The following is an 18,840-nucleotide window of genomic DNA, read 5'->3' as shown; positions in this document are numbered from 1 at the left end:
CCTACCACTGGAAAAACTGCTGGCTCTATGATGGCCTGAAGCAAGACCCAGGCAGAAAAATTTTGGGAACTTTCCCCGAACTGCCTGCTCTGACTGCTTGACAGGGATTGGATCCTGCCAGTTTTAGTGTTGCGAAGCCTGCCCCGACTTGAGCGGTGGCTGTCCGTCTTGGGGTGCATCTCCTCCCTCCCTCTCTTAATTCGCTTCAGGACGCTTCGCAACCTTTTTATTTCGACGAAGGGCACCCGCCGCGGTGCCCTTGTTTTTTCCGGGGCCGCGTCCATGGGATGTGGAGACCCGGCAGTGCAGATCAAAGCCGGGCCACCTACAATCACGCCCCATGAGTCTGTCCACCATCTCCGCCCTCTCCCCGCTCGACGGCCGCTACGCCGCCAAACTTTCTGCCCTGCGCCCCATCATGAGCGAGCAGGGTTACATGCACCGCCGCGTGCAGGTGGAAATCACCTGGTTCATCGCGCTGTCGGATGCTGGCTTTGCGGAGTTTGCCCCGCTGTCGGAAGGTGCACGCACCTACCTGCACGGTCTGGTGAGCAACTTCTCCGAAGCCGATGCAGCGGCGATCAAGGAGATCGAGAAGACGACCAACCACGACGTGAAGGCCGTGGAGTACTGGATCAAGGGCAAGTTCGATGGCCGCCCCGAGCTGCAGAAGGCTGCGGAATTCGTGCACTTTGCCTGCACCAGCGAGGACATCAACAACACCAGCCACGCCCTGCAGATCCGCGTGGGCCGTGACATGGTGGTGCTGCCGGCACTGGACCGCATCACGCTGAAGCTGCGCGAGATGGCGCACCAGTTCGCCGATGTGCCCATGCTCAGCCGCACGCACGGCCAGACCGCCAGCCCCACCACCGTGGGCAAGGAAATCGCCAACGTGCTGGTGCGCCTGCAAAAGGCCACGGAGCAGATCGCCAACGTCAAGGTGCTGGGCAAGATGAACGGAGCCGTGGGCAACTACAACGCCCACCTGTCGGCCTGGCCCGACTTCGACTGGGAAGCCTTCGCCAAGAAGGTCATCGAGACGCCCGAGCCCCAGGGTCTGGGCCTGAACTTCCAGCCCTATTCGATCCAGATCGAACCCCACGACTACATGGCCGAGTTCTTCGACGCCGTGGCCCGCGCCAACACCATCCTGGTGGACTTCTCGCGCGACGTCTGGGGCTATGTCTCGCTGGGCTACTTCAAGCAAAAGCTGAAGGCGGGCGAAATCGGCTCGTCCACCATGCCGCACAAGGTCAACCCCATCGACTTCGAGAACGCCGAAGGCAACCTGGGCCTGGCCAACGCACTGCTCAAGCACCTGTCGGAAAAGCTGCCCGTCAGCCGCTGGCAGCGCGACCTGACCGATTCCACCGTGCTGCGCAACATCGGCGTGGCCCTGGGTTACGCCACCCTGGCCTACACCTCGCTGATGACCGGCCTGAACAAGCTGGAGCTGAACGAGGAGCGCCTGCAGGAAGACCTGGACCACGCCTGGGAAGTGCTGGCCGAGCCCATCCAGACCGTGATGCGCCGTTACGGCGTGGCCGGCGCCTACGAAAAGCTCAAGGAAGTCACGCGCGGCAAGACCGTGCAGGCGGCCGATCTGCACCACCTGATCCGCAGCCTGGACATTCCCCAGGCCGACAAGGACCGCCTGCTGGCCATGACACCGGCCTCCTACATCGGCAAGGCGGCCGAGCTGGCCCGCCGCGTCTAACGCAAAACCATAGCTGACAGCGCTTGCCATGCAAGCGTTTCAGCATCAAAGAGCTGCCAAAGCGAGGAAACACCTGCGCAGGCAGCTCTTGTTTTTGAAAAAATCTTTTCAGCCCGCCCGCGGGCACGCACTGCGAGAACGCCCGCCATGGCCCTGAAATCCACGGTTTACAAAGCCAACCTGTCGATCGCCGACATCGACCACAACTACTACGCCGACCACAACCTGACCCTGGCGCGCCACCCCAGCGAGACCGACGACCGCATGATGATCCGCCTGGTCGCGCTGGCCCTCAATGCCTGGCAGCTGCAGGACCTGTGCAACGGCGACGGCACCCTGGGCTTTGGCGTGGGCCTGTCCGACCCGGACGATCCGGACGTGCACATCACCGACTTCACCGGCGCCAAGCGCCTGTGGATCGAAGTCGGCCAGCCCGAGGAAAAGCCCATCACCAAGGCCTGCAACAAGTCCGACCACGTGATCGTCTACCCCTTCAACCACGCGGCCAGCGTCTGGTGGAAGGGGCTGGAGGGCAAGGTGGGCCGCCAGAGCAAGCTGCAGGTGCACTTCATCCCCTCCGAGGTGGCGCAAGAGTTGGGCAACCTGGCCGAGCGCAGCATGCAACTGCAGGCCACCATCCAGGAAGGCCAGCTGACCCTGTCCAGCGACAAGGGCACGGTGTTTGTCGAGCCCGAACGCTGGAAATAAGGCGTTTTCGAGGGGCGCGCACCTACAATGCGCCCCAGTTCGTATTCCACTCTTCTACAAGACTTCCACGGTTGCTGCCATGAACATCCTTCGCTTCTCCGACCTGTGCGCCCAAGGCAAAGTCCAGGGCCAGCGCGTTTTCATCCGCGCCGACCTGAACGTGCCCCTGAACGACGCCGGTGACATCACCGAAGACACCCGCGTGCGCGCCTCGGTGCCCGCCATCGAGATGGCCCTGAAGGCCGGCGCCGCCGTGATGGTGACCAGCCACCTGGGCCGCCCCACCGAAGGCGAATTCAAGCCCGCCGATTCGCTGGCCCCCGTCGCCAAGCGCCTGTCCGAGCTGCTGGGCCGCGACGTGCCCCTGGTCGCCAACTGGGTGGACGGCGTGCGGGTGGCGCCCGGCCAGGTGGTGCTGCTGGAGAACTGCCGCGTGAACGTGGGCGAGAAGAAGAACAAGGAAGAACTGGCCCGCAAGCTGGCCGCCCTGTGCGACATCTTCGTGCACGACGCGTTCGGCACCGCCCACCGCGCCGAAGGCACGACCTACGGCATCGCCCAGTTCGCACCCGTGGCCTGCGCCGGCCCGCTGCTGTCGGCCGAGATCGACGCCATCAGCAAGGCCCTGGCCGCGCCTGCACGCCCCCTGGCCGCCATCGTGGCCGGCTCCAAGGTGTCGACCAAGCTGACCATCCTGCAGTCCCTGGCCAAGAACGTGGACCAGTTGATCGTCGGCGGCGGCATCGCCAACACCTTCATGCTGGCCGCCGGCCTGAAAATCGGCAAGTCGCTGGCCGAACCCGACCTGGTCGGTGAAGCCAAGGCCGTGATCGACGCCATGGCCGCACGCGGCGCCGCCGTGCCCGTGCCCACCGACGTGGTGACCGCCAAGGCCTTCGCGCCCGACGCCGTGGCCACCGTGAAGCAAGCCACCGAAGTCGCCGACGACGACATGATCCTGGACATTGGCCCCGAAACCGCCGCCAAGCTGGCCGGGATGCTCAAGAGCGCCGGCACCATCGTCTGGAACGGCCCTGTGGGCGTGTTCGAGTTCGACCAGTTCGCCAACGGCACCAAGGTCGTGGCCCAGGCGATTGCCGAATCGCCCGCCTTCAGCATTGCCGGCGGTGGCGACACCCTGGCCGCAATCGCCAAGTACGGCATCGAGGACCAGGTGGGCTACATCTCCACCGGCGGCGGCGCCTTCCTGGAAGTGCTGGAAGGCAAAACCCTGCCGGCCTTCGAAATCCTGGAAAAACGCGCCAACGGCTAAACCCGTTCACGGCCAAATTGGCCTCCAGCGCTTGTCCTACCTGCGCTGGCAGCTATCAAAAAAAGCCACCTTGCGGTGGCTTTTTGCATGGGGGCGATCACTGCCGCCGTGCCGCGTCAGCTGAGCACGAAATTGCCGCCCACCCAGGCCAGGTAGGCCAGCACGCCAAAGTACACCACCGTGAGCACGTGGCCCAGGTAGCCCAGCAGCACGAACACGCCATCGCGCTGCATCATGCCCACGGTCAGCAGCAGGATGCCCACAGCCGGCACGGTGTTGGAGAACGGAATCAGCCCCAGCGGCGCCATCAGCAGCAGGCCGCCAAACACCAGCACGGCGCTGTTGAAGCGCTGCATAGGCGATGTGGTCAGGCCCGACCAGCGCGGCTGCAGCCAGCGGTCCAGCTTGCCGACCATGCCCACGCCCTTGTGCAGCACGGGCTTGAGCTTGTTGGCGTCCAGGTCCTTGTCCAGGATGCGCTGCGGCAGCCACGGCAGGCGGTCCAGGAACAGCGCCGTCGACAGCAGCACGATGGCCGCGCCGAACACCGTGGACACCCCGGGGATGGAGACGGGAATCAGGAACGGCAGGCAGGCGATGGCGCAGACCAGCAGCATGCCTTCACGGCCGCAGCGCTCCAGCAGCTTGCGCAGCGTGATGGTGTCGCCGTGGATGTCGTTGATGATGGAGGTGAGCAGGTGGCTCAGCATGGAATCCTTTGTAAAGCCTGAAAAAGTCCAACCCGGGCGGCGGTACTGGCCGAGCGCAGTGGGAGTGCGCCGGGCGGCAAAAGTTGCACCCGACCGCGGGCTGCGCCGGCATGGTCACACAAAATGCGGCCGCCCGCATGAAGCACCGTCCATGCAGGCCCCTCAGCCCGCCTTGCGCGCCGGCCACAGCACCGAGGCGATCGCCAGCACCATCAGGCCCACGGCCGTCCAGTCCTGCCAGTGCAGCACCTCGCCCAGCCACCAGGCGCCGCTGAACACGCCCAGCACCGGGATGAACATCACGCTCAGCGTCGACGCCACGGGCGGCAGGCTGCGCGCCAGCACAAACCACACCACCTGGGCAAAACCCACGACCAGCAGGCCGTTGAACAGGATGGTGCCCAGGGCCACGTCGTCCGGCCTCTGCCACTGCGCCCGCTCCAGCGTGAAGGCCCCCAGCGACAGCACCAGCGCGGTGACCAGCATCATCCAGAAGGCCATGGTCAGCACCGGCACGGGCATGGCGGCGCGGCGCATCATCTGCGTGCCGATGGCCCAGCAGAACGCGGCAAACAGGATCATGAGCGCGCCCGTGGGCCGGCTGCCCAGGGCACCGAACTCGTGCCACAGCAGCAGCAACACCCCCAGGAAGGCCGCCCCCACCCCGCACCAGGCACGGCCCGCCAGGCGGTCGCGCCAGACCAGGCTGCCGAGCACGGCGGAGAAGATCGGCATGGTGTAGCCCAGGATGGCCGCGCGCCCGCTGGACACCATGGGCATGGCCACGATCACCAGGCAGTGCCAGATCACCATGTTGAACAGCGTCAGCCGCGCCAGCGTGCCCCAGTGCGCCCGGGCAATGCCCAGCGGCTGGTTCTGCAGGCGCAGCACCACCAGCACCACGGCCACGCCGATCCACATGGACAGGGCGCGGAAGCTCAGCGGCGGAAAGTGCATCACGCCCAGCTTCATGACGGGCCAGTTCACCCCCCAGATCAGCGTCAAGAGCACCAGAAGAGTCAGTTGTCGGGGGGTAAAGGCAGGCATAGGGCGTAGATTGTGCCCGCCACCTACAATTGCTGCTCATGACTTTTCTCGACATGCTGCGCGACGCGTCCACGCGCAACAACTCCATGCTGTGCGTGGGACTGGACCCCGAGCCCTCCAAGTTCCCCGCCGCCCTGCGTGGCGACGCTTCCAAGATCTACGACTTCTGCGCCGCGATTGTCGATGCCACCGCCGATCTGGTGAACAGCTTCAAGCCCCAGATCGCCTACTTTGCCGCCCACCGCGCCGAAGACCAGCTGGAAAAGCTGATGGACCACATGCGCAAGGTGGCGCCGCACGTGCCCGTGATCCTGGACGCCAAGCGCGGCGACATCGGCTCGACCGCCGAGCAGTACGCCAAGGAAGCCTTCGAGCGCTACGGTGCCGACGCCGTGACCCTGTCGCCCTTCATGGGCTTCGACTCCATCACGCCCTACCTGAAGTACGCGGGCAAGGGCGCCTTCCTGCTGTGCCGCACCTCCAACCCCGGCGGTGACGACCTGCAGGCCCAGACGCTGGCCGATCTGCCCGGCCAGCCCCAGATGTTCGAGCACGTGGCCAAGCTGGCCCAGGGCCCCTGGAACACCAACGGCCAGCTCGGCCTGGTGGTGGGCGCAACCCGCCCGCACGAGATCGAGCGCGTGCGCGCCGTGGCCCCCAGCCTGCCCCTGCTGATCCCCGGCGTGGGGGCGCAGGGCGGCGATGCCGTGGCCACCGTGAAGGCCGCCCGCATCGGCGGCGGCCCCATCATCATCAATTCCTCGCGCGCCATCCTGTACGCCTCTTCCGGGGATGACTTTGCCACTGCCGCACGCCAGGCAGCCCTGGACACCCGGGACACGCTGAACCGCGCGGCCCAAGCCGCCTGACGCAACGCACCACCGGCACCCCGCACCGCCCGCCCTGCTTGCCCGCAGCGCGGGCTTTTTTCATGGCTGCCGCAGCTGATGGAGATCAACCGTTGTCGCAAAAAACGCACTGTCGTTCGTTTTTTTACGTAGAAGATATTCGATACGCTAAAAACCTAGGGTTAGCACAGAGATGCCCCCGGAAACCCTCCCACCACAATCCTGGCAAAGGGCCTGGACCCTGGGCATGGGGAGGGTGCCATCCACCGCCATGTCTGCCGATTCGGCATCACAACAATGAGCGGAGACAACAGCATGAGCGAGCGTCCTTGGCTGGCGGCCTATCCCGAAGGCGTGCCCACCGAAATTGATCCCAGCAGCTACCACTCTCTCGTAGAGCTGATGGAGCAGGCTTTCAAGGCCTATGCCCCGCGCGCTGCGTATTCCTTCATGGGCAAGGACAGCAGCTTCGGCGAGATTGACCGGCAAAGCCAGTCCCTGGCCAACTACTTCCAGTCGCTGGGGCTGCAGCAGGGCGAGCGCATCGCCATCATGATGCCCAACGTGACCCAGTACCCCGTGGCGGTGGCGGCCATCCTGCGTGCCGGCTACGTGGTGGTGAACGTGAACCCGCTGTACACCGCCCGCGAGCTGGAGCACCAGCTCAAGGACTCCGGCGCCAAGGCCATCGTCATCATCGAGAACTTCGCCCACACCCTGCAGCAGTGCATAGACAAGACCGCCGTCGAGCATGTGGTGCTGTGCGCCATGGGCGACACGCTGGGCACGCTCAAGGGTGCCCTGGTCAACTACGTGGTGCGCAACGTCAAGAAGCTGGTGCCCGCCTTCAACCTGCCCAAGGCCGTGCGCTACAAGGAGGCCCTGCGCCAGGGTGCCCGCGCGCCCTTCAAGCGCCCCGCCATCGGGCCCAACGACATCGCCGTGCTGCAGTACACCGGCGGCACCACCGGCGTGAGCAAGGGGGCTGTGCTGCTGCACCGCAACATCATCGCCAACACCTTGCAGTGCGAAGCCTGGTTTAACCCCGTGCTGCAGAACATCCGCAAGAGCGGCGAGCAGGTGACCAGCGTCTGCGCCCTGCCGCTGTACCACATCTTCGCGTTCACCGTGAACATGATGCTGGCCATGCACACCGGCGGCAAGAACATCCTGATCCCCAATCCGCGCGACCTGGCGGGCACGCTCAAGGAGCTGTCGCGACACCAGTTCCACAACTTCCCGGCGGTGAACACCTTGTTCAACGGGCTGGCCCACCACCCGGATTTCAACAGCGTGGACTGGAGCCACCTGAAGGTCTCGGTCGGCGGCGGCATGGCCGTGCAAGGTGCGGTGGCCAAGCTGTGGCTGGAAAAGACCGGTTGCCCCATCGTCGAGGGCTACGGCCTGTCGGAAACCAGCCCCGTGGTCAGCTGCAACCCGGTGACCGCCAAGGAATTCACCGGCACCATCGGCATGCCCGTGCCCAGCACCGAGGTGAAGCTGGTCGGCGAGGACGGCCAGACCGTGACCGAGCTGGGCAAGACCGGCGAAATTGCGGTCAAGGGCCCGCAGGTGATGGCCGGTTACTGGCAACGTCCCGATGAGACCGCCAAAGTCACCACCACCGACGGCTTCTTCCTCACCGGGGACATCGGCACCATGGACGAGCGCGGCTACATCAAGATCGTGGACCGCAAGAAGGACATGGTGCTGGTCAGCGGCTTCAACGTCTACCCCAACGAGGTAGAGGAAGTGGTGGCCATGTGCCCCGGCGTGCTGGAGTGCGCCGTGGTCGGCGTGCCCGACGAGAAGACCGGCGAGGCGGTGAAGCTGGTGGTGGTCAAGAAGGACGCCGGCCTGACCGAAGAGACGCTGCGCAAGTTCTGCCGCGACAACCTCACCGGCTACAAGCAGCCGCGCGTGATCGAGTTCCGCAGCGAGCTGCCCAAGACCCCGGTGGGCAAAATCCTGCGCCGTGAACTGCGCTGAGCCCAGCCCGTACACTGGCGGACCTTTGTGTCCCACCCAACGGCCCTGCGGGGCCGTTTTGCATGCCCGAAAGCCGTGCCATGACCCTCGCCATCCTGAGCGCCCTGCCCGAAGAACAACACGGCCTGGCCGCCCTGCTGGAAGACACCCAGGTCGTGACCCGTGCCGGCCGGCGCTTTGTGCGCGGCCACCTGCACGGCCAGCCCCTGGTGCTGGGGCTGACCGGCATCGGCAAGGTGGCGGCGGCCACCACCACCACCACCCTGATCGAGCACCTGGATGTGCAGCAGCTGGTCTTCACCGGCGTGGCCGGTGGCATTGGCACCGGGGTGCAAGTGGGCGACGTGGTCGTGGCCCAGGCTTTCTTGCAGCACGACATGGATGTGCGCCCCCTGTTCCCGCGCTGGCAGGTGCCGGGCTATGGGGCTGCGGCCTTTGCCTGCGACCCGGCCCTGGTGCAGCGCCTGCAGCAGGCCGCGCAGGCCTGCACGGCCCAGGCCGCGACCTGGCAGGACCCCCTGCTGGGCGCACGCGCACCGCGCGCCCACGCGGGCCTGGTGGTCAGTGGCGACCAGTTCATCGCCACGGCCGAAGCCTCGCAGCGCATCGTGGACGATCTGCAGACGGCCGCACACGCTCCCCTGGCCGTGGAAATGGAAGGTGCGGCCATCGCCCAGGTGTGTGCCGACTACGGCCTGCCGTTTGCCGCCATCCGCACCATTTCCGACCGCGCCGACGACAGCGCCCACGTGGACTTCCCCGCATTCGTCGAGCGCATCGCCAGCCGCTACGCCTTGCACATGGTGGACCACCTGCTCGCCCACGCCCGCCTGTAGCCCGCCTGCAACGTCACACACCCCATATCCGGAAGGTATCTAGGTGTAATCACTGACTGACCGCATGCGCTCCCTACAATCCGATCCAGCGCCAAGCCATTGATTTATATCGATGCTTGGCGCTTTGAGTTTTGACGCCCCCCACGCCTTGCCCCACAACGCCATGCAGCCCCAGGCCCCCACCACACACGCCCCCCCGACCGCCCACCGCTCCCTCGCTCGCCAGGTGACCGCCCTGGGCATCGGCATGCTCGCGCTGGTACTGCTGGTGCTGGGCGGCGTGATCACCCACCTCAGCACCGACACCGCCCGCACCCAGTTGCGCAACAGCGTCCAGCACGCCACCCAGGGGCTGGTGGCCTCCATCGACACCGTGGAACAGGCCAACCGGCGCATGGTGGAGCGCGCCTCGCAAGCCTTTGGCCAGTACTACCGCGGCACGGTCGCGCTGGATGCTGCGACCGGTACCCTCCGTCTGGACGGCCACTCGCTGCACGACAACTTTGCCACCGTCGACAAGTTCAGCAACGACACCGGCGGCGTGGCCACGGTGTTTGCCCGCCGGGACGAGGACTTTGTGCGCATCGCCACCTCCTTGCGCAACACCCAGGGTGAGCGCGTGATGCACACCACGCTGGACCACCAGCACCCGGCCTATGCGCTGCTGCGTGCCGGCCAGTCGTACGTGGGCCGCGCCAACCTGTTCGGCAAGCCCTATATGACCGCTTATGTGCCGCTGCGCGACGCGGCCAACCAAGTGGTTGGCATCCTGTTTGTGGGCACGGACCTGAGCGCCTTCCAGGCCGCCATGCAGCAGCAGGTGACCAGCACCCGCCTGTTCGAACACGGCGGGGCCATGGTGATCGCCCCGGGCAAGCGCCTGGAAGACGCCGTCTTCGTGGCACACAGCACCCACGGTGGTCGCAAGGTGCTGGAAGTGTTCCCCCAGGCCCGGGCTTCGCTGGAAGAGATGGCCAGTGACAGCGATGGCTTTGTGCCCCAGGTCACGCCCCTGTTGCCTGAGCAGGGCCAAGACCCCTGGGCCATCATGCGTCCCGCCCAGAATGGCTGGTGGGTGATCACCGAAGTCTCCGACCGCGAGGCCATGGCCACCCAGCGCCAGGCGCTGTGGGGCCTGTGGGGAGCCATGGGTGCCGCCCTGGTCGTGCTGGCACTGGGCCTGCTGTGGACCCTGCAGCGTGGCATCACCGCCCCGCTGCGCGAGTTGACCCAGGCCATCACCCGCATTGCCCAGGGCGACCTGACCCAGCCCTTCCACAGCCGGCGCCGTGACGAAGTGGGGGCCCTGGTGCAGGAAGTCGAAGGCATGCGCCAGCGCTACGTCGCCATGCTGCAGCAGGTGAATGTGGCCGCCCACAGCATTGCCAGCGCCAGCAGTCAGATTGCCCAGGGCAATGCCGACCTGTCCGAGCGCACCGAGCACACGGCCCAGAGCCTGGCGCGCAGCGCGCAGAGCATCGAGGAGGTCACCCAGGGCGTGCTCCAGTCGGCCGACGCGGCGCGCCAGGCCCACCAACTGTCCACCTCGGCGGCCGAAGTCGCGGCGCGCGGCGGCCAGGTGGTGGGGGACGTGGTGACCACCATGGGCGAGATCGATGCCAGCAGCCGCAAGATCGGCGACATCATCGGCGTGATCGACAGCATCGCCTTCCAGACCAACATCCTGGCGCTGAACGCGGCCGTGGAGGCCGCCCGCGCCGGCGAGCAGGGCCGCGGCTTTGCCGTGGTGGCAGGCGAGGTGCGCACCCTGGCCCAGCGCAGCGCCGAAGCGGCGCGGGAGATCAAAGCCCTGATCCACACCTCGGTCGACAAGGTGGCCTCCGGGGCCCGCCTGGTGCAGGACGCGGGCCAGACCATGGACGAGATCGTGGGCTCCGTGCAGCGCGTCGGTGACATCATCGGCGACATCGCGGCCTCGGCCTCCGAACAGTCCACGCGCATCAGCCAGGTGAACCAGGACGTCATGGCGCTGGACCAGATGACCCAACAGAACGCCGCGCTGGTGGAAGAGTCGGCCGCCGCCTCGCAAAGCATGCGCCAGCAGGCCCAGGGGCTGGAAGCCTCGGTGGCCGTGTTCAAGCTCTCCGGCGACAGCCCGGCGGCCCCGCAGGCCCTGCTGCCCCGCGGTTGACCCACAACCCGTGCGCCATCGCCCGGCCACCGCGGTGGTTGGCGCACAATCGGGACCATCGGCGGCCCCGCGCCGCCACGCCTTTCAGGAGACCGCCATGAACGCACGCATTCCCCCCACCGCGCTGGACACCACCCAGGCGCTGGCGCAGGTCAGCCAGCAGTGGGACCGCGACATCGTCACCCAGCTCAAGAACTACATCGCCATCCCCGCCAAATCGCCCATGTTCGCCCCCGACTGGGCGGCCCAGGGCCTGCTGGACACGGTGCTGCGCAACGCCGCCACCTGGGTGGACGCGCAGAAGGTGGCCGGCCTGAAGCTGGAGATCGTGCGCCTGGAAGGCCGCACGCCGGTGCTGTTCTTTGAAGTCGAAGGCACCCAGCCCGGCGCCAACGCCCCCGGTGCGCCCACGGTGCTGATGTACGGCCACCTGGACAAGCAGCCCGAATTCGAAGGCTGGCGCAGCGACCTGGGGCCCTGGACGCCGAAGTACGAGGACGGCAAGCTGTATGGCCGCGGCGGGGCCGACGATGGCTACGCCGTCTACGCCAGCGTGGCCGCCGTGCAGGCGCTCAAGAGCCAGAACGTGCCCCACCCGCGCATCGTCGGCCTGATCGAGACGGCCGAGGAAAGCGGCTCGCGCGATCTGCTGCCCTACATCGACGCCCTGCGCCCCCGCCTGGGTGAGGTGGAACTGGTGATCTGCCTGGACAGCGGCGCCGGCAACTACGACCAGCTGTGGCTGACCACCAGCCTGCGCGGCATGGCCAGCGGCACGCTGAAGGTGGAGATCCTGACCGAAGGCATCCACTCGGGCGACGCCTCGGGCCTGGTGCCCTCGTCCTTCCGCATCATGCGCCAGGTGCTGGACCGCCTGGAAGACAGCGCCACCGGCCGCATGCTGCCCGCCAGCTTCCACTGCGAGGTGCCCGATGAACGCCTGGCCCAGGCCCGCGCCACCGCCGCCATCCTGGGCGACGAGACCTACCGACGCTTCCCCTGGGCGCACCACGACTGCGGTGGTTCCACCCTGGTGGCCCTGCCCACCACCACCGACCCGGTGCAGGCCCTGCTCAAGCGCACCTGGGAGCCCACGCTGTCCGTCACTGGCGCGGAAGGCTTCCCCACGCTGCAGAACGCCGGCAACGTGCTGCGGCCCTACACCGCCTTCAAGCTCAGCCTGCGCCTGCCGCCCCTGGTGGATGCCGCCACCTGCGTGCAGGAGATGAAGACACTGCTGGAGGACAACGCCCCCTACCAGGCCAAGGTGACCTGGGAAGGCCTGTCCAGCTCCAGCGGCTGGAATGCGCCGCCCATGACCCACTGGTTCGAAAACGCGCTGAACGCCGCCAGCCGCGCCCACTTTGGCGCGGACTGCGGCTACATCGGCCAGGGCGGCACCATCCCGCTGATGAACATGCTCAGCCAGGGCTTCCCTACAGCGCAGATGATGGTCTGCGGCGTGCTCGGCCCCAAGAGCAATGCCCACGGCCCCAACGAATTCCTGCACGTGCCCTATGCCAAAAAGCTGACGGCAGCGGTGGCCCAGGTGATCGCCGCCATGCCCATGCCGGCCACCGCGGCCGGCCGCGACTGACCCCCGCGCAGCGCCCGCAAGGCACTCCCAAAAAGAAAGCACCTGGCGCAGGTGCTTTCTTGTTTTCAGCGTATTAACGACCTGAAATGTCCGGCAGACGAGCGCCAGCTGCTCACATATCTTCCAGCACCTCGTCCGGCACACGGGCAGGTGCCGGCCCCGACGCGGCCGGCGTCGCAGGCGGTGGCAACATGCCCTCGCCCAGCGCCACGCGGTTGCGCCCGGCGTGCTTGGCCGCGTACAAGGCCTTGTCGGCCCGGTCCAGCGTCAGCTCCACCGCCTCGCCGGGCTGGTGCTCGGCCAGGCCCATGGACACGGTCATGCGCAAGCCCGGCGGCCCGCCCTCGACCTCGGCGGCCTCGACCGCCGCACGCACCCGCTCCAGCGTCAGCAGGGCGCCGTCCAGGTGGGTGTCACTAAGCAGCAGCACGAACTCCTCGCCCCCCCAGCGCGCCAGCACGTCGGAGCTGCGGATGTTCTCGCGCACCACCTGGGTGAAGGTCATCAGTGCCAGATCGCCCACACCATGGCCATGGGTGTCGTTGATCTGCTTGAAGTGGTCGATGTCCATCTGCGCCAGCAGCATGGTGCGCTGCCCGCGCAGGCAGCGGCGCTGCTCCAGGTGCATCAGCTCCAGCATGTGGCGGCGGTTGAGCACGCCGGTCAGCGGATCGCGCGAGGCCAGCTCGCGGTTCTCGGCCAGGGCCAGCACCAGCTCCTGGCGCTGGCGGCGCAGCCGCACGCGCAGCTGGTACAGCTGCAGGCTCAGCAGCATGCAGCCCAGCAGCATGATCAGCAGCACGGCCGCATAGGCGATCTCCGGCGCGCTTTCATGGCTCAGGTGGATGGAGAACAGCACCGCCAGCGAGAAGGTGCCCAGCGCATACAGCGACACGGCCACGATCTGCTTGGCCTTGAGGTTCAGCGCCGCGAACAGCAGCGTCAGCGCCAGCAGGCCGTGGATCACGCCCTTGACCTCCCCGATCAGCACATAGGCCACGGCGCTGCTGGTCACGGCCCAGAGGATTTGCGGAAAGGTCAGCGCCGGATCGCGCCAGGTCGCCGTGAGGTCCAGGCGCACCAGGGCGGCCATCACCACCAGCCCGCCCGTGGCCACCAGGGCCCACCAGGTCATGGCCACCACCGAGGCATAGCCGGCGTGCGCCAGCCACAGCATGACGCCGCTGCTGCAGACCATGAGCCAGACGGCCAGCATGGCCATGCTGGCCCGCACCCGCAGCATGGGGTCGGTCGAAAAGAGTATGTCAGCGCCCCGCCGCACCAAGCTGCCCAAGTCAGCGCCCCTTTCCAAGCCCAGGGGTCGTGCCGCCAGACTTCAATGTTTGTAAAAATTAGTTACAAGCATTTTGGACAGGGTCTAAAAAGAGAAACCCAGGGTTTCTACTTATCAATGTTCAATAAATGTTGTTTTGCCCCACCGGCTGAACGGACGCCGCCGGGCACCGGTCAGTGGGCGCCACTCAGGCCGTGGCCAGCACCAGGGCGGCCAGGGGGGCGGTTTCGGCCCGCAGCACGCGTGACCCCAAGGTCACCGGGGCGAATCCGTGGCTGCGCGCCAACGCCTCTTCGGCCGCCGTCAGCCCGCCTTCCGGACCGGACAGGAAGTAGACCGGCTGGGCGGGGCCAGCATCGCCCGCGGCCAGCAGGCTGGGCAGGGGCTGGGTGCCGTCGGCCAGCGACAGCACGGCACGCAGGGCGCCGTGGGCCTGGGGCTGGGCCTGCAGCCACTGCGCCAGCGTCACAGCCTCGTGGACCACGGGCACGCGGTTGCGACCGCACTGCTCGCAGGCGGCCACGGCCACGGCCTGCCAGTGGGCGCGCTTCTTGTCGCCGCGCTCGCCCTTGAGCTTGAGTACGCTGCGCTCGGCCAGCAGGGGGGTGATGCTGGTCACACCCAGTTCCGTGGCCTTTTCCACCAGCCAGTCCATGCGTTCGTTGGCAGTGATGCCAGCCAGCAGGTGCACGGGGCGCAGGTTTTCGCGTTCGGTGGGGTGGTGCTGGTCCACGCGCACCTGCACATCGCTGCGGCCCATGCGCACGATGGTGGCCTGCCACTCGCCGCCCGGGCCGTCCTGCGCCCCTTCGAACAGGGTGATGGTGTCGCCGGGCTGCAGGCGCAGCACCTGCACATGGCGCGCCGCTCCGGCGGGCAGGTCGACGTCCAGGCCCGCGGACAGCGGCAAGGGGCAGTGAAAGCGTGGCATGGCAGCCTCAAAAAAGAAGCTGCCAGCGCTCGACAAGCCTAGGTTTCAAATACTTTTCAATTTGAAAACCAGCAACATCAAGCGCCAACAGCTATGGTTTTACATGCGCCCGTAGGCGTAGCCCACCTGGGGCTGGATGTTCTCGATCTGGTCGATCAGGCGCAGCAGCGGCCCCAGCTCACGGTAGCGGCTGCAGGTGGAGCGCAGGTAGTGGATGAAGCGCGACGTGTCGGCCAGGTACTTGGGCTTTCCGTCGCGCAGCGTCAGCCGCGCGAAGATGCCGGCCACCTTGAGGTGGCGCTGCAGGCCCATCCATTCCACGGCGCGGTAGAACTCGCCGAAGTCGTCGCCCCAGCCGCTGGCGCTCTTGGCGCCGACCAGGCCGGCATTGCGCGCCTTCTCCCAGTAACGCACGGTGATGTCGATGACGAAGTCTTCCTCCCAAGTCAGGAAGGCATCGCGCAACAGGCTGGCGATGTCGTAGGTGACCGGGCCGTACACCGCGTCCTGGAAGTCCAGCACCGACAGGCCGCCTCCGGGCTGCGTGGGCAGCATCAGGTTGCGCGCCATGAAGTCGCGGTGCACATAGACACTGGGCACGGCCAGGTTGTGCGCCACGATGGTGTCAAAGGCTTTGGTCAACACCGCCTGCTGCTTGTCATCCAACGCACACTGGCGGTGCTGGGCAATGTACCAATCCGGAAACAGTTGCAACTCCCGGCGCAGCAGGGCCTCGTCGTAGGCTGGTAGCACGCCGGGCTGGGACGCCAGTTGCCAGCGCAGCAGCAGGTCGGTGGCCTCGCGGTACCAGGGCTCGGCCTCGCGGGGCTGGTCGGGGTGCAGGATCTCGATCAGCGTGCGCTGGCCCACGTCGGTCAGCAGCATGAAGCCTTCGGCCTGCGCCCAGGCCAGCACCTGGGGCACGGGCAGGCCGGCCGCCTGCATCAGCGCCTGCACGCGCACGAAGGGCTGGCAGTCCTCCTTATCGGGCGGGGCATCCATGATGATCAGGCTGCCGCCCTGCTGCGTGTCGATGCGCAGGTAGCGGCGAAAGCTGGCATCGGCCGAGGCGGGGCGTAGACTTTCCGGGCGCAGCGCATGCGGCTGCACCAAGCCCGACAGCCAGTGTGCAAACAAAGTTTGACGACCGGCGTCGGCCCAAACAACGGAAGATGGAGGGAGGATAGGATCGCTCATGGATAATCCGATTCTACAAACGGCTCGGATGACCTCTGGGCTTGCCCTCCATCCCCGCACCGACTACATGCGCCTGTGAGTTCCCACGCCCCCGCCCTGACATCGCAGCCCTTGCCCCACCGTCTGCGCCCGCTGGCCGCGTCCCTGGCGCTGGTCTGGGCTGCCACGACCCCCTGGACCGCCCACGCGCAAGGCCAGACCGGGCACAGCCTGTGGCACAGTGCCCTGCCCGCCCCGCAACTCAAGCCCAGCGCCCAGCTGCAGGAAGCCGTGGACCCCACGCTGCGCGGCCAGCTGCCCTCGTACATCCGGGCCGAACAGATCACGGGCCAGGCGGACATCAACGCCGTGCTGGAAGGCGGTGCCGAACTGCGCCGCGCCGACACCGTGATCCGCGCCGATCGGGTGGAATACACCCTGGCCGACGACACCGTCAACGCCCAAGGCAACGTCCACATCAACCACGGCGGCAATGTCTACCAGGGCACCGCCCTGAAGATGCAGGTGGATGCCTTCCAGGGCGATTTCAACAACGCCACCTACCAGTTCCTGGCCACCCAGGGCCATGGTGACGCCGACCGGGTGCAGTTCCTCGACCGCGACCACACTGTGGTCTACCGCGCTACCTACACCACCTGCCTGCGCGATGACAGCGCCAGCTGGGAACCCGACTGGATGATCCGCGCCAACCGGATCGAGCTGGACCATGTGGAAGATGTGGGCGTCGCCTACGGCGGGGCACTGGAATTCAAGGGCGTGCCCATCCTGCCAGTGCCCGCCATCAGCTTCCCGCTGTCCGACAAGCGCAAATCAGGGCTGCTGCCCCCCACCATCGGCATCGACAGCAAAAGCGGACTGGAGTACAGCCAGCCTTACTACTGGAACATCGCCCCCAACCGCGATGCCACCATCACGCCTACGCTGATGACCAAACGTGGGGTGAGCCTGGGCACAGAGTTCCGCTATCTTGAGCCCACTTATTCCGGTTTGCTGGACACGCTGTACATGCCGAGTGACAAGCTGCGTGATCGTGATCGCTGGGGCTACAACTGGAAACACACCACCTCGCTGACAACCGCCATCGGAAGCCTCGGCCTGAGTTGGAACCTAAAACGTGTCAGCGACGACAACTATTGGCGCGACTTTAGCCGCATGCCAGGAGAGGGCAGTAGTTTTGCGGGGAGCTCCAGCACAGACCATCGGCTGCTCAGCAGCGATGGTCGTCTGTCTTGGGCCTCGGGGCGCCACAGCGTTTCGCTCTATGCTCAAAAGTGGCAGGTTCTGCAAGATCTTGATGCACCAATTGCCCCCCCTTTCAATCGGATGCCGCAACTGCAGTGGCGCTATGACACGACCGATTGGGCGACCCAGGGCTGGGACGTTAATTTGATGGCAGAGACCACGCGTTTTGAAGCCGATACCTGGGATGGGAAAAAGCACGCCGACAACGGACAACGCAGCTATGCGCTCACGCAAGTGAGTCGCCCCTTCTTGCTGCCAGGCGGATTCATCACCCCCAAGGTCCAGTTACATGCCAGCAGCTACCAATTCGACGACTTTTCGGCTTCCCGGCAGAACAGCAAGTCCCTAGTCATTCCTACCGTTAGCCTAGACAGTGGGCTGGTCTTTGAGCGGGATACTTTGGCACTGGGCCGCAAGTATGTGCAGACGCTGGAACCCCGGGCGTTCTACACCTACACCCCCTACCGTGACCAGAACATGTTGCCGCTGTATGACACGGCACTCACCGACTTCAACTTTGGCTCCATCTACAGCGAAAACAGCTATTCAGGGCGTGACCGCATCGCCGACAACCACATGCTGACGGTTGGCGTGACCACCCGCTACATTCAACCCGACGATGGAGCGGAGGTAGCACGCTTAGGGATCGCCCAACGCCTACGTTTTGAAGATCAACGGGTTGGGCTTTCGCTCGACGACCCAAATCGCGGAGAAAAAGGCTGGTCTGACATTCTGGTGGGCGGCGGTGTGACATGGAGCAAACGTTGGAATACCGATGCCCTGGTGCAATACAACCGAGATCGCCAACGCACCACACGCTCGTCGATCAGCGGTCGCTATACCCCCGCGCCATACAAGGTCCTCAGTGCCGCCTATCGTTACCAGCGAGAAAACAGCGTGCTAGCGAATAACGCGGGCAGCGAGCAGGTCGACTTTGGCTGGCAATGGCCACTCAATGCCGGCAACAAGAATGCTTTGGGTGAAGCGACAGGCGGTGGCCGCTGGTACAGCGTGGGTCGCCTGAACTACAGCATGCAGGACAAAAAACTGGTCGATGCCATCGTCGGCTTTGAATATGACAGCTGCTGCTGGATCGGGCGGGTGGTCGTCGAGCGGTTGCAAAACAGTCGCACCGATGCCAACACCCGACTTCTCTTCCAAATTGAATTCGTCGGCTTCTCTCGCTTAAGCTTGGGTGCGAACCCCCTGAGCAGCCTCCAAGAGAATGTCCCGGGCTATCGACCTTTGCGTGATCGCACTGGTCCCGTGCCCAGCCGTTTCAGCAATTACGACTAA

The 18,840-nt window shown here is 66.0% G+C and carries 14 protein-coding genes; 9 read left to right on the top strand and 5 right to left on the bottom strand.

Going from position 1 to position 18,840, the window contains the following annotated elements; all coding sequences use genetic code 11:
• Positions 1–340 precede the first annotated feature (340 nt).
• The 3 genes from purB (at position 341) to CA2_RS10390 (ending at position 3,701) form a co-directional block, all read left to right on the top strand.
• A complete protein-coding gene (gene purB, locus CA2_RS10400; RefSeq protein WP_042416369.1) occupies positions 341–1,720 on the top strand; it encodes an adenylosuccinate lyase in 1,380 nt (459 codons plus the stop codon).
• Between the two features lie 147 nt (positions 1,721–1,867).
• Positions 1,868–2,428, top strand: a complete 561-nt coding sequence (locus tag CA2_RS10395; protein WP_042416367.1) for a YaeQ family protein — start codon at positions 1,868–1,870, stop codon at positions 2,426–2,428.
• A 79-nt stretch (positions 2,429–2,507) separates the two neighbouring features.
• Entirely contained in the window at positions 2,508–3,701 is a 1,194-nt protein-coding gene (locus tag CA2_RS10390) for a phosphoglycerate kinase (RefSeq protein WP_042416364.1), read from the top strand.
• A gap of 116 nt (positions 3,702–3,817) precedes the next feature.
• Here CA2_RS10390 and CA2_RS10385 read toward each other — a convergent pair whose 3' ends face one another.
• Together CA2_RS10385 and CA2_RS10380 are read right to left on the bottom strand one after the other, a co-directional pair.
• The gene (locus CA2_RS10385; protein WP_042416361.1) at positions 3,818–4,411 is read right to left on the bottom strand and encodes an exopolysaccharide biosynthesis protein; all 594 of its coding nucleotides are present in this window, start codon (positions 4,409–4,411) and stop codon (positions 3,818–3,820) included.
• Positions 4,412–4,573: 162 nt separating this feature from the next.
• The gene (locus CA2_RS10380) at positions 4,574–5,458 is read right to left on the bottom strand and encodes a DMT family transporter (RefSeq protein WP_042416358.1); all 885 of its coding nucleotides are present in this window, start codon (positions 5,456–5,458) and stop codon (positions 4,574–4,576) included.
• A gap of 38 nt (positions 5,459–5,496) precedes the next feature.
• Between CA2_RS10380 and pyrF the strand changes: the two genes are divergently transcribed.
• The 5 genes from pyrF to CA2_RS10355 all read left to right on the top strand — a co-directional run bounded on the left by pyrF (position 5,497) and on the right by CA2_RS10355 (position 12,880).
• On the top strand, positions 5,497–6,327 hold the full coding sequence (gene pyrF / locus CA2_RS10375) for an orotidine-5'-phosphate decarboxylase (protein WP_042416418.1): 831 nt from the start codon (positions 5,497–5,499) through the stop codon (positions 6,325–6,327).
• A gap of 294 nt (positions 6,328–6,621) precedes the next feature.
• Complete coding sequence (locus CA2_RS10370) at positions 6,622–8,295, top strand: long-chain-fatty-acid--CoA ligase (RefSeq protein ID WP_042416414.1); 1,674 nt, start codon at positions 6,622–6,624, stop codon at positions 8,293–8,295.
• 80 nt (positions 8,296–8,375) lie between these two features.
• Entirely contained in the window at positions 8,376–9,131 is a 756-nt protein-coding gene (locus CA2_RS10365; RefSeq protein WP_042416412.1) for a 5'-methylthioadenosine/adenosylhomocysteine nucleosidase, read from the top strand.
• A 163-nt stretch (positions 9,132–9,294) separates the two neighbouring features.
• Positions 9,295–11,283 (top strand): methyl-accepting chemotaxis protein, encoded by a 1,989-nt coding sequence (locus CA2_RS10360; RefSeq protein WP_042416410.1) that lies wholly within the window; start codon positions 9,295–9,297, stop codon positions 11,281–11,283.
• A 97-nt stretch (positions 11,284–11,380) separates the two neighbouring features.
• Positions 11,381–12,880, top strand: coding sequence for a M20 family metallopeptidase (locus tag CA2_RS10355; RefSeq protein WP_042416356.1), 1,500 nt, complete (start codon positions 11,381–11,383; stop codon positions 12,878–12,880).
• 112 nt (positions 12,881–12,992) lie between these two features.
• On the opposite strand, the gene CA2_RS10350 is transcribed toward CA2_RS10355, so the two are convergent.
• From CA2_RS10350 to CA2_RS10340, 3 genes are all read right to left on the bottom strand, one after another.
• Entirely contained in the window at positions 12,993–14,123 is a 1,131-nt protein-coding gene (locus CA2_RS10350) for a diguanylate cyclase (protein ID WP_042416352.1), read from the bottom strand.
• A gap of 238 nt (positions 14,124–14,361) precedes the next feature.
• Positions 14,362–15,105 carry a 16S rRNA (uracil(1498)-N(3))-methyltransferase gene (locus tag CA2_RS10345; protein WP_042416407.1) on the bottom strand — a complete coding sequence of 248 codons (744 nt, stop codon included), beginning with the start codon at positions 15,103–15,105 and terminating at the stop codon, positions 14,362–14,364.
• A 99-nt stretch (positions 15,106–15,204) separates the two neighbouring features.
• Positions 15,205–16,302, bottom strand: coding sequence for an aminoglycoside phosphotransferase family protein (locus CA2_RS10340; protein ID WP_042416350.1), 1,098 nt, complete (start codon positions 16,300–16,302; stop codon positions 15,205–15,207).
• A gap of 75 nt (positions 16,303–16,377) precedes the next feature.
• On the opposite strand from CA2_RS10340, the gene CA2_RS10335 reads away from it, so the two are divergent.
• Complete coding sequence (locus CA2_RS10335) at positions 16,378–18,840, top strand: LPS-assembly protein LptD (protein WP_042416347.1); 2,463 nt, start codon at positions 16,378–16,380, stop codon at positions 18,838–18,840.

Origin of the sequence: Comamonas aquatica NBRC 14918 (assembly GCF_000739875.1) — a bacterium.
Lineage (GTDB): Bacteria > Pseudomonadota > Gammaproteobacteria > Burkholderiales > Burkholderiaceae_C > Comamonas > Comamonas aquatica.
The sequence above is the reverse complement of the archived record's forward strand: the minus strand, read 5'-3'. Positions and strand labels throughout refer to the sequence as shown.